The organism is Caulobacter sp. GW821-FHT10E02 (assembly GCF_059415225.1).
In genome coordinates this window covers 1702889-1714968 of record NZ_JBWKMV010000001.1, presented here as the reverse complement: position 1 = coordinate 1714968, position 12080 = coordinate 1702889, and the positions used below count along the sequence as shown (strand labels likewise).

Genomic DNA, 12080 nt, shown 5'->3' with positions numbered 1-12080 from the left:
GCTTTCTCGCGCGGCGCAATCTATGAGGTCTGACCTATAATAGTGGATTGACAGGCCAATTGGTCATACCTAGCGTCGTGATGTGAGCGCTCCCATTGTCAGCATGGCGCTCGAGTGAAGCGGCGGGCAACGCCGCGACAAAGGGGAAGAAACCGATGGCTATTCGTTCAACCGGCGCGTCGCGGTCTTGGCTGCTGGGTGCAACCATCCTGGCCGGGCTCGGCTTCGCGGGGAGCGCCTTGGCGCAGGCCGCCACGCCGCCCGCCGCCGACGCGCAGGAGCCATCCGCCGTCGAAGAGATCGTCGTCACCGGCTATCGGGCCAGCCTGGCCAGCGCCGCCAACCTCAAGCGCAACGCCACCAACTTCACCGACTCGATCGTCGCCGAGGACATCGGCAAGTTCCCTGACCTCAACATCGCCGAGTCGCTGCAGCGCATCCCGGGCGTCCAGCTGGGCCGCGACGTGACGGGCGAGGGCGTGCAGATCTCGGTGCGGGGCCTGGGCCCGTCCTTCACCAAGATCACCCTGGCCGGCGCGCAGATCGCCGTCGCCTCGGACGGCGCGCTGGACTCGGGCAGCTCCAACCGCGAGATCGACCTGGATCTCTTCCCGACCGAGCTCTTCACCAAGCTGACGGTCAACAAGACCCCGACGGCCAGTCTGCTGGAAGGCGGCATCGCCGGCACCGTCAACCTGGCCAGCGCGCGTCCGTTCGACCGCCCCGGCCAGCACCTGAACATGTCGCTCGAAGCCGGTTACTCGGACGCCTCGCAGAAGGCCAGCCCGCGCGGCGCGGTCATCGCGTCGAAGACCTGGGACAAGTTCGGCATCCTGGTCGGCTTCGCCGGCGCCTCGCAGAAGTACCGCACCGACGGCTATGAGACGATCGGCTTCACCACGCCGAACCTGACCAACCCGGTCGTCGGCAACTGCACCGTGGCCACCTGCGATCGTCGCGGTCTGAACAACGGCGCCGGCGGCGGCGGCTTCAAGTTCGCCACCACCGTACCGGCCAACACCGGCTTTGGCCTGACGCCCGGCGCGCCGCTGGACGTCTCGCAGACCAGCGGCCTGAGCTTCCAGGACCTGTCCAACACCCTGGTGCCGCGCCTGCCGCGCTACGCCTATATCGACGGCACGCGCGACCGCTTCTCGCTGATGGCCTCGGCCGAGTATCGCCCGAGCGACACCCTGAGCTTCGCGCTCGACACGCTGTACAGCCACTCCAAGCGCGACTTCAATCGCCTGGACATGAACCTGCTGGTCCGCAACGCCACCTCGCTTGTGCCGATCGGCTGGCAGCGTGACAGCAACGGCGTGCTGACCAAGGGCACCTTCGCCAACGCCCAGATGTTCATCGAGGCGCGGCCGGTCAACGACAAGGTCGATTTCTACAGCTTCAATCCCAGCATGAAGTGGCAGCCGAACGACTGGTTCGAGCTGACCGGCCAGCTGAACTTCAACCGCAGCTTCTTCCTGCGCGACATGCCGTCCTACATCTTCGACACCGCCCCGAATTCGGGCCTGTCGGTGGCGTTCGACAACACCAAGGGCGGGGCGTTCCCGATCCTGACGCCCAGCCGCGATCTCAACGATCCGAACCAGGCCTGGGTCACCGACTCCTACCGCATCCAGCGCGCCAAGCGCGTCACGCGGAACCAGGGCGCCCACTTCGACGCCAAGTTCGGCAATGACGACGCCAATATCCGCGTCGGCTACGCCTATGACGACACCGCCCGTGAGATCCTGGCCTTCGACAACAGCAACGCCGCCCAGACCGCGGGCGTGGCCGCCATCCCCAACAGCGCCATCTCGCAATATCTGATGCCGGGCCCCTCGCGCCTGCTCAGCCTCGCCAATATCGCGCCAGGCATGGCTTCGTTCGTGCAGCCGAACTACGAGAAGCTGGAAGCGGCGATCCACACCCAGCAGCTGACCGACAGCGCGCCGTTCTCGCTGACCGGCACGTCCAGCATCCCGTCGGGCTTCATCGACGAGCGCACGCAAGGCGCCTATGTCGAGGCCAACGGCCGCACCGAGTTCATGGACCACCCGGTCAATTTCAACGCCGGCGTCCGCTACTTCCACACCGACCAGCGCATCTCGGGCCCGATCAGCATCAACGGCGTGATCACCTTCCAGACCACCAAGCGCTCGTATGACGGCTTCCTGCCCTCGTTCAACGCCTCGGTCGGCCTGACCGACAAGCTGATCCTGCGTCTGGCCGGCTCGCGCACCATCACCCGCGCCAACCCGAACCTGATGCTGCCGGGCACCGCCTTCGCCGACGTCTCGGCCCAGGTCGCCTCGCAAGGCAATCCCGACCTGAAGCCCTACTATTCGAACAACGCCGACTTCGGCCTGGAATACTATCTGGGCGGCTCGGGCTACATCAGCGTCAACGCGTTCTCGAAGGACATCCAGGGCTTCACCCAGACCCGTCAGATTCAGGCGCCGTTCTCGACCCTGGGCATCCCGGTGTCGGCCCTGAGCAGCACGCAGCAGGCGACCGGCATCGGCCCCAACACGATCATCACGATCAACACCACGGCCAATGTCGATCAGAACCTGTCGATCCGCGGCGAGGAGTTCATCTACCAGCAGCCGCTGGACTTCATCACCAGCCGCCTGCCGGGCGGCCTGACGGGCTTCGGCGTCACGGCCAACTACACCCACATCGAGCAGGACTCGGCCGGCTCGGCGGCCATGGCGGTCGGCATCGCGCCCAACCTCTACACCCTGGGCGCCTACTACGAAGACCACGGCGTCTCGGTTCGCGTGAACTACACCTGGACCGAGGCCGCGGTGATCGCCATCGCGCCGCAGAACAACGTCAATGTCGCCAACATCCAGGGCGATCGCGGTCAGCTCGACATGTCGGCCAGCTACACGCCGCCGTGGATGGACAAGGCCTACCAGTTCACCTTCAACGCCGTGAACATCACCAACAAGCCGCTCACCACCTACTCCAGCTACGAGAGCGCGCCGTTCACCGTCTACTATCCGGGCCGCCAGTTCCTGGTCGGCGTCCGGGCCAAGTTCTAAGGGGCGGGCGGGGCGCGTTCACGCGCGCCCCGCTTCGACCTGTTGCGTAAGAAGAAAGCCGGCGGAGATCCGGTCGTCGGGAGACCGCCCATGCATCGTCAGATCCTCGCCGTCGTCGCTATGACGGCCGCTTCGCTGCTCGCTTCGGCCAGCCAGGCGGGGGAGCTGACCTTGTTCGACGGCCGCGCCGCGCCAGCCATCGTTTATGACGACACCAAGGCCGCGCCGCTGGGCAAGGCCGCCCAGCTTCTGGCGCATGACCTGACGGCCCTGACCGGCCAGGCTCTAGCCATCTCCAAGAAGGCGACGAAGGGGCAGGGGCCGGTCGTGATCTTCGGCCTGGCCAAGTCTCCGGCCATCGCCGCCCTGCTGAAAGCCAACCACATCGACGCCAAGCCGCTGACCGGCCAGTGGGAGACCTATGGCCGCGCCCAGGTGAAGCTGGCCGACGGCCGTGACGCCCTGCTGATCTTCGGCTCGGATGAACGCGGCACCATCTGGGGCGTGACGGACCTGTCGCGCGAACTGGGCGTCTCGCCTTGGGAGTGGTGGGCCGACGTCAAGATCCGCAAGGCCGATCACCTGGCCGTCGACGGCGACCTTCGCTTCTCCAAGACCCCGTCGGTCAAGTATCGCGGCATCTTCCTCAACGACGAGGAATTCGGCCTCTACCCGTGGGCCTCCAAGACCCACGATCCCCAGCTGGGCGACGTCGGTCCCAAGACCTACGCCCGCGTCTACGAGCTGATGTGGCGCCTGAAGGCCAACACCTTCTGGCCGGCCATGCGCGGCATCGAGAAGTCGTTCAACCAGGTACCCGGCAACAACGAGGAAGCCGCGGCCTACGGCTTGGTCCGCGCCAGCTCGCACGCCGAGATGATCGCCCGCACGAACATCCGCGAGTGGGATATCGAGACCATGGGCCCCTACAACATCTTCGAGAACCGCAAGGGCGTTCTGAACTACTGGCGCGAAGCCCTGCGCCGGTGGGGCAAGAACGAGAACATGTACACCGTGGGCATGCGCGGCATCGAGGATCGCCCGATGCAGGGCGCCAACACGCCCCAGGATCAGGCCCGCGCGCTGGAGAAGGTGTTCGCCGAGCAGCGCACCATGATCGGCGAGACGCTGAAGAAGCCCGTCGACCAGGTCCCGCAGGTGTTCACGCCCTACAAGGAGGTGCTGCCCGCCTACGACTCCGGCCTGAAGGTGCCCGACGACGTCACCCTGAACTGGCCGGACGACAATTACGGCTACATCCGCCGCTTGAGCAACGCCAAGGAGCGGGCGCGGTCGGGCGGTTCGGGCATCTATTACCACATCTCGTACTGGGGTTACCCCATGTCGTACCTGTGGCTGGCCAACAACCATCCCGCCCTGATGTGGGAGGAGATGAATAAGGCCTACCAGTACGACGCCAAGCGGCTGTGGATCGTCAATGTCGGCGACATCAAGCCGGGCGAGTATCTGGCGCAGCTGTTCCTGGACATGGCCTTCGACAACGAGGCCTATCCCGACGTCGCCAGCGTCAAGGCGCACCTGACCCGCTGGGCCAGCGAGAACTTCGGCGCCGACAAGGGCGGCGAGATCGCCGATATCCTGTGGAAGCAGTACGATCTGGCCTTCACCCGCAATCCCGAATTCATGGGCTGGACCACCACCAAGCCGGTGACGGCGGTGCGCCAGACGGAGTTCAACATCGCCAGCTTCGGCGACGAGAACGGCCGCCGTCGCGCGGCCTATGGCGATCTGGAGAGCCGCAGCGCGGCGCTGGCCCAGGCCCTGCCGGCCGACCGCCAGGACGCCTTCTACGAGCTCGTGAAGTTCCCGGTCGACATGGCCGCTGCGGTCAATCAGCGCGCGCTCGATCTCGACAAGTCGATCACCTACGCCTTCCAGCACCGCGCCAGCGCCGACGCCTATGGCCAGAGCGTGCTGGCCGCGCAGAAGAAGATCGAGGACGGCGGCAAGGCCTTCAACGACACCATCGCCGGCGGCAAGTGGAAGGGCATGATGGGCATGGCCCCGCACAGCCTGCCTTTCTACAAGGCCCCGAACGCGCCGGCCTGGACCGGCGGCGAGGAGACGGGCTGCGCCGTGCAGTCCGAGGGAGGCTCGTTCTACGACGTGCAGGGCGCGATCCCCGGCGAGTCCGAGTTCATGCGCAAGCTGCCCCACCTGCTGCGCTACGCCGCGCCCGAGCTGCCGGCCTTCCATCCCGAACTGGGCGGAAGCCGCTATGTCGACCTCTTCGTGAAGAGCGGATCGACGACGGCCAACTGGACCGCCAGCGCCGACCAGTCCTGGATCAAGGTCAGCGACGCCTCGGGCACGCTGTCGGCCTCGGCCGGCCTGGAGCGCCGCCTGACGATCAGCGTCGACTGGGCCTCAGCGCCCAAGGACGCCGCCAAGGGCGTGGTCAATATCCGCTGTGGTGACGCGCCGTTCCCGATCCCGGTCAATGTGACCCTGACGGCTCCGACGGCCGCCGGCGCTTCGTTCATCGAGGCCGACCGCATCGTGTCGATGTACGCCGCCCACGCCGATGAAGTCGGCCAGGGCTGGAGCGTGCTGGAGGGTCTGGGCCATACCGGCGCGGTGCTGCGTTCCGACATCCACATGAAGTCGGTCGACGCCCAGGACGCCGCCGCCGTGGCCGCCGCGCCAAAGGCCAGCTGGCGCTTCTCGACCGTCACCACCGACGATCCCGCGACCTTGAAGGTCATCGCTCTGCCGATCCTGCCGGTCACCTCGGAGAACCGCATGCGCGTGGCCGTGCAGGTCGACGACGGCCCGGTCCAGGTGCTGGACTTCACCGCGCCGGAGTTCAGCGGCCGCTGGCTGGAACGCGTCCAGACCAATGCCGCGATCGAGACGGTGCAGAGCCTGAAACTGAAGCCCGGCGCCCACGTGGTGAGCGTCCGCGCCCTGGATCCTGGTTTCGCCCTGGATCGTCTGGAGCTTGCGTTCTTCGGCGCGGCGAAAGCGTATGGTCCCGTGCCGGAAACCAGAATCGCCACGGGGAAGGGCGCTCATTGACCAGGGACCGACGCGGCAAGGGGCCGACCATCATCGATGTCGGCGAGCGGGCCGGCGTTTCGCGCATGACAGTGTCGCGGGTGATCAACGGCGACCCCGGCGTCCGTGACAGCACGCGTCAGGCCGTCGATGCGGCGATCCGCGAGCTGGGCTACGCCCCGAACCTGACGGCCCGCAATCTGGCCACGGCCGGCGAGCTGCGCATTGGGGTGCTCTATTCCAATCCCAGCGCCGCCTTCATGAGCGACTTCCTAATCGGTGTGTTCGAGGAGGCGACCTCGGCCGGGGTCCGCCTGTTCCTGACCAAGGGCGAGAATGGCGCCGCGCCGGCGCTCGCCGACATCCAGCAGATGCTGAACAGCGGCGTGCAGGGCGTGGTCCTGGCCCCGCCGTTGGGCGAGTCCGCCATGGTCCGCGACCTGCTGCGCCAGGCGGGCCTGCCCGTGGCCGTGGTCGCCGCCGGCCGTCCGCCGGTGGACGCCATCAATGTGCGGATCGACGACCGCCAGGCCGCCCAGGCCATGGCCCAACACCTGCTGGACCTCGGACACCGGCGGATCGGCTTCATCGTCGGCAATCCCGACCAGAGCGCCAGCGGCGAGCGCTTGGAGGGGGCCCGCGCCGCCGTCGCGGCGGTGGAGGGGGCTGAGCTGATCCTGGCCCAGGGCACGTTCAGCTACGGCTCGGGCCTGCGGGCGGCCGAGTGGCTGCTGGACTCCGACACGCCGCCGACCGCCGTCTTCGCCAGCAATGACGACATGGCCGCCGCCACCATCTCGGTGGCCCATCGCCGCCATCTGGATGTGCCGCGCGACCTGACCGTGGTCGGGTTCGACGACACGACCGTGGCCACGACCCTCTGGCCGCCGCTGACCACCGTGCGTCAGCCGGTCCGGCAAATGGCGGCCGTGGCCCTGGACCGCCTGAACCGCGCGCTGCGGGCCGCCGAGGCCGCACCGTCGGACCACGTCCTGCCCCACGCCCTGATCGAGCGCGACTCCACCGCGCCGCCGCGCCGAAGCTCGTCGGCGGTCAAGCTCAAGACGGATGGTTCGCTTGTCTGAAGCCATCGCGCCACGCGCGCAGGACGCCGTCCGCCGGATCACCCGCCGGCTGATGCCGCTGTTCTGCCTGATGTATCTGATCGCCTATATCGATCGGCAGAACGTCTCGTACGCCAAGCTGGACATGGTCCAGGCTCTCGGTCTTAGCGAAGCGGCTTATGGCCTTGGCGCATCACTGTTTTTCATCGGCTACTTCTTGTTCGAGGCCCCCTCGAATTTGATCCTGGCCAGGGTAGGGGCGCGGGTCTGGTTCGCGCGGATCATGTTCACCTGGGGCCTGGTCACGCTGGCGCTCGGCTTCACCCAGAACGCCACGATGTTCTACGTCCTGCGCTTCCTGCTGGGCGTCACCGAGGCCGGGTTCTTTCCCGGCGTGCTCTACGTCCTGACCCTCTGGTATCCGCAGGCCTTCAGGGCGCGGATGGTCGGCCTCTTCATGGTGGCCAGCGCCATCGCCAACGCCGTCGGCGCGGTGGTCGGCGGCGCCTTGCTGGACCTCGACGGCTTCGCCGGGATCGCCGGCTGGCAGTGGGTGTTCCTGGTCACCGGCGTCCCGGCCGTGCTGATGGCCCCGTACGTGCTCTGGAAGCTGCCCGACGGTCCGGCCAAGGCCAGGTGGTTGCCGGAAGAGGAGCGGGCGGCGCTGGCGCAAGTGCTGGACGCCGAGCGGGGCGGGGAGGTCGACGACCATCGCGGCGCGTGGAAGGCGATCTTCGACCCGCGCGTGCTGCTGCTGGCCGGTCTCTATATCGGCATGCCGCTGGGGGCGTACGGCCTGAGCTACTGGCTGCCGACCATCGTCAAGTCGTTCGGGGTCTCCAACACCGTCAACGGCCTGATCAATGTTATCCCGTGGACGCTGGTCGCCATCGCCCTGTGGCAGGTGCCCAAGCACGCGGCCAAACACGGCGCCAGCGCCTGGCACGTGGCCGGTCCGACCCTGATCGCCGCGGCGGCTCTGATACTCAGCGTGCTCGTGCCTGGCCCAGTCCTGAAGTTCGCCATGCTGTGCATCGCCGCGCCGGCGGTGTTCTCGGCCCAGCCGGTGTTCTGGAGCCTGCCGCCCAGCTTCCTCAGCGGACCGCGCGCGGCGGCCGGCATCGCCGCGATCAACGCCATCGGCAATCTGGGCGGCTTCTTCGCCCAGAACCTGGTGCCGATGGTGCGCGACGCCACCGGCAGCGACCTGGCGCCGATGGCGGCCCTATCGGCCGTGCTGGTGCTGACCAGCGTGCTGATCTTCTACGCCATGGGCAAGCTGGAGAAGGCGAGGGCGGCGTGAACCGCCGCGCGCTCCTGGCCCTTCTGGCGCTGCTCTGCGCCTCGCCGGCCATGGCCGCGCCAAAGTCTGTCTGGATCGGGACCTGGGCCTCGGCCCAGCAGCCGATCGAGCCGGTCGGCACCGCGCCAGACGTCGATCTCTCGGGCGCGACCCTGCGCCAGGTGGTGCGGATCAGCGTCGGCGGCGACCGCGTGCGCCTGCGCCTCTCCAACGCTTTCGGGACCGCGCCGCTGACGCTGTCGGCCGTCCACGTGGCCGGCGCCGTCGCGCCGGGCTCGCCACGCATCGACGCGTCCACCGACAAGGTTGTGACCTTCGCCGGGCGCGGGGACGTGACCATTCCGGCCGGGGCTGACTACCTGTCCGACCCGATCGATCTGCCAGTCGCGCCGCGCGCCGACCTGGCCGTCTCCATCCGCTTCGACGCGCCGCCGGCTCAACAGACCCAGCACACGGCCTCGCACGCCACCTCCTGGACCCTGCTGGGGGACCATGTCGCCGCGGCGGACCTGCCGGGCGCCAAGGCCTTCACCCACTGGCTGCAGATCTCGGGCGTCGAGGTCTCCCGGACCTCGGGCGGCGCCATCGTGGCGCTGGGCGACTCGATCACCGACGGCAGTTGGTCGACCACCGACGGCAACGACCGCTGGCCGGACGTGCTGGCGGCCCGCCTGCAAGCCGACCCGCGCACCGCTGGCCTCGGCGTGCTGAACCTCGGCATCGGCGGCAATCGCGTGCTGCTGGATGGCCGAGGCCCTAGCGCCATGGCCCGCTTCGACCGCGATGTCCTGGCCCAGGCCGGGGCGCGCTACCTCGTCGTGCTGGAAGGCGTCAACGACCTGGGGACCCTGACCAAGGCCCAGCCGGCCACGCCGGAAGCCCATGCCGATCTGGTGCGCCGCCTGACCGCCGCCTACGCCCAGATCATCGCCCGCGCCCACCAGCACGGCCTGCGCGTCTATGGCGCTACGATCCTGCCGTTCGGCGGTGCGGTCAGCTACCATCCGGACGCCGCCAACGAGGCCGACCGCCAGGCCGTCAACGCCTGGATCCGGGCGCCGGGATACTTCGACGGCGTGATCGATTTCGACGCCGCGACCCGCGATCCAGCCAGCCCTGACCGCCTGCTGTCGGCCTACGACTCCGGCGACCATCTGCACCCGTCACCCGCCGGCTATCGCGCCATGGGCCAGGCGATCGACCTGGAGCTCTTCGCATCGAAGTAGCCCTTCGACGGTCGTCCACCATGCCGGTGAGTGCCGCCGCGTCATGCTGGAAGCGGATAGCGGCCGGCGTCATACGGGCGTCATGGCAATCACGCCAGCTATCCGGAATGCGCCCTCAAGCTTCAACGCCCCGTCCGACCACACCGCCGACTTCGGTTGCGGCGTCAGGGACGGCTGTGCCGCAGCTGGGAGCGCGGCGAGGAGGGCACACGAGGGCTCTGGCAAACTTACAGGCGAACTTGACTGCATGTTGGTCATCGCCCCTATCGTTTCGGCAACCAAAAGGTCCGAGTGGACCCAATTCGCGGGAGATCTGAATGCGTATAGTGACGGCCCTGGCCATGACCCTGATGGCGGCCACGCCGGCCCTGGCCCAGACGACGACCCCGGCCCCGGCTCCCACCGCCGCGCCGGCCGCGGCCTTCTCGGCCGACACGCCGCTGGAGGCGGTGGTCGCCAACCCCGCCGCCAAGGCGGTGCTGGATAAGGACCTGCCGACCATCTCTTCGCACCCGGCCTTCGACCAGTTCAAGGCGATGAGCCTGCGCCAGTTGCAGCCCTATGCCGATGGCAAGCTCACCGACGAGGCCATCGCCAAGGTCGACGCCGACCTGAAGGCTTTGCCGGCGAAGTAGGCGCCCTTCACGGCGTTTATCCGTACCCGCGCGTCATCAGCGACGTCCCGGAAGGGGCGCCGTCGATGGCGTGTGTTCGCATGTCTGGAGTCCAGCCAAGCGACGACAAGGACATAGGCCTAGGACGCCAAGTAGGCGTCCTAGGCCTATAGGGCCGCGCCATACACGTGCGGCGACGGGCAGTAGCGCTCGATGAACGCCTGGTGCTGCGGCAGGCGTTCGACCGCGCCGGCGATACTGCGGCTGAGATCGTCCAGCGCCTGCTTCAGCTGCTCGGGCGGCATCAGCCGGCCCATGTGGTGGTGAGCCTCGGGCTCCAGCCGCTGGCCCAACATCACCTGCAGCCACGAGTCGACCTGGAACAGCTCGCCCGGCGCCTGGAACACCTGGCCGTTCTCGCGGAACAGAGCCAGGCGATGGGCCAGGGTGTCGGGGATCGCCTGGGTCCGGCAGTGGTCCCAGAACGGGCTGTCGGTGCGTTCGGTGACCTTGTAGTGCAGCACGATGAAGTCGCGGATCTTCTCGATCTCGTCATTGGCGAGGTGGTTGAAGCGGTCGCTGATCGAGGCGTTGCAGCCCTGGAACGGGAACAACTGCAGCAGCCGGTGAATGGCGATCATGATCATGTGGATCGAGGTCGATTCCAGCGGCTCGATGAAGCCGGCGGCCAGGCCCAGCGAGACGACGTTCTTGTCCCAGGCCTTGTGGCGGCGACCGGCGCGGAACTTGATCAGCTTGGGCTCGATCAGCATCTCGCCCTCGACCATGTCGTGGAGCAGCTTCAGCCCCTCGTCGTCGCTCATGAACTGGCTGGAATAAACCAGGCCGTTGCCGACCCGCCCTTGCAGGGGGATGCCCCATAGCCAGCCGGCCTTGTGGGCGATGGCGCGGGTGTAGGGGCCGGGCGGAACGTCGCTGCTGGTCTGCACCGCCCAGGCGCGGTCGTTGGGCAGCCACTGGCCGTAGTCCTCGAAGCCGACGCCCAGCGCGCCGTTGATCAGCAGGCCCCGGAAGCCCGTGCAGTCGATGAAGAGATCGCCCTCGATCACCTCGCCGCTTTCCAGCACCAGCGCCTCGACGAAGCCATCGTCCGCGCGTTGGCGGACGCTGGTGATCTTGCCCTCGACGCGGCGGACGCCCTTGTCCTCGCACTTCTGGCGCAGGTAGCGGCCATAGAGCGCCGCATCGATGTGGTAGGCGAAGTTCACCAGCGACTCGTCGTCGGTGTAGAACCGGTCCTGCTCGGCCGCCTTCAGCTCCAGGCAGTAGTCGCCCAGGTCGCCGCCGAAGCCTTGGCGGCGGGCCTCCAGCCAGAAGTGGTGGAAGTGACCTAGCCAGGTGCCTTTGCCGATCTTGCCGAACGAGTGGATGTAGCGGTCGCCGATCTGGCCCCAGTTCTCGAACGAGATGCCCAGCTTGAAGGTCGCCTGGGTGGCGGCCATGAACTCGCGCTCGTCCAGTTGCAGCAGAGCGTTGAAGGTGCGGGCCGTCGGGACGGTGGACTCGCCGACTCCGACCGTGCCGATCTCGTCGGACTCGACCAGGGTGATGTCCAGTAGCGACCCCAGTTGCCGCGACAGCGCCGCGGCGGCCATCCAGCCCGCGGACCCGCCGCCGGCGACGACCACCTTCTTCACCTTCTGACCATCCATCTCGTTTCCCCCGTTTTTTATGCTCGGTTTGGGGGAGGAGAGGCGAAGTTTGATAGCGGTCGCAAGTTGAAAATGGAAAGCGCTGTCAATCTTCAACAGATTGATAAGCATCGGGAATTATCTGTGGCGATTACG

General features: G+C 67.5%; 7 protein-coding genes. 6 read left to right on the top strand and 1 reads right to left on the bottom strand.

The annotated features are described in order from the left end of the window. The first annotated feature begins 155 nt into the window (after window positions 1–155). The 6 genes from AC07NI_RS07555 (at window position 156) to AC07NI_RS07530 (ending at window position 10293) form a co-directional block, all read left to right on the top strand. Complete coding sequence (locus AC07NI_RS07555) at window positions 156–3047, top strand: TonB-dependent receptor (RefSeq protein WP_494617502.1); 2892 nt, start codon at window positions 156–158, stop codon at window positions 3045–3047. 90 nt (window positions 3048–3137) lie between these two features. Further along, the gene (locus tag AC07NI_RS07550; RefSeq protein WP_494617499.1) at window positions 3138–6086 is read left to right on the top strand and encodes a glycosyl hydrolase 115 family protein; all 2949 of its coding nucleotides are present in this window, start codon (window positions 3138–3140) and stop codon (window positions 6084–6086) included. Beyond that, entirely contained in the window at window positions 6083–7150 is a 1068-nt protein-coding gene (locus AC07NI_RS07545; protein ID WP_494617495.1) for a LacI family DNA-binding transcriptional regulator, read from the top strand. Before AC07NI_RS07550 ends, AC07NI_RS07545 begins: the two co-directional genes overlap by 4 nt. Before the next feature lie 52 nt (window positions 7151–7202). Beyond that, the gene (locus AC07NI_RS07540) at window positions 7203–8432 is read left to right on the top strand and encodes an MFS transporter (RefSeq protein ID WP_494618309.1); all 1230 of its coding nucleotides are present in this window, start codon (window positions 7203–7205) and stop codon (window positions 8430–8432) included. Further along, window positions 8429–9658: an SGNH/GDSL hydrolase family protein gene (locus AC07NI_RS07535; protein WP_494617492.1), complete on the top strand. Its 1230-nt coding sequence runs from the start codon at window positions 8429–8431 to the stop codon at window positions 9656–9658. Before AC07NI_RS07540 ends, AC07NI_RS07535 begins: the two co-directional genes overlap by 4 nt. Window positions 9659–9975: 317 nt before the next feature. After that, complete coding sequence (locus tag AC07NI_RS07530) at window positions 9976–10293, top strand: hypothetical protein (protein ID WP_494617490.1); 318 nt, start codon at window positions 9976–9978, stop codon at window positions 10291–10293. A 146-nt stretch (window positions 10294–10439) separates the two neighbouring features. Here the strand turns inward: AC07NI_RS07530 and AC07NI_RS07525 are convergent, their stop codons facing one another. Then, window positions 10440–11945: a tryptophan halogenase family protein gene (locus AC07NI_RS07525; RefSeq protein WP_494617487.1), complete on the bottom strand. Its 1506-nt coding sequence runs from the start codon at window positions 11943–11945 to the stop codon at window positions 10440–10442. Between the last annotated feature and the right edge of the window lie 135 nt (window positions 11946–12080).

Excerpts from the sequence above, each read along its gene's own strand:
- AC07NI_RS07555 (WP_494617502.1), top strand. The coding sequence starts at position 156 with ATGGCTATTCGTTCAACCGGCGCGTCGCGGTCTTGGCTGCTGGGTGCA.
- AC07NI_RS07550 (WP_494617499.1), top strand. The coding sequence starts at position 3,138 with ATGCATCGTCAGATCCTCGCCGTCGTCGCTATGACGGCCGCTTCGCTG.
- AC07NI_RS07540 (WP_494618309.1), top strand. The coding sequence starts at position 7,203 with ATGCCGCTGTTCTGCCTGATGTATCTGATCGCCTATATCGATCGGCAG.
- AC07NI_RS07530 (WP_494617490.1), top strand. The coding sequence starts at position 9,976 with ATGCGTATAGTGACGGCCCTGGCCATGACCCTGATGGCGGCCACGCCG.
- AC07NI_RS07525 (WP_494617487.1), bottom strand. The coding sequence starts at position 11,945 with ATGGATGGTCAGAAGGTGAAGAAGGTGGTCGTCGCCGGCGGCGGGTCC.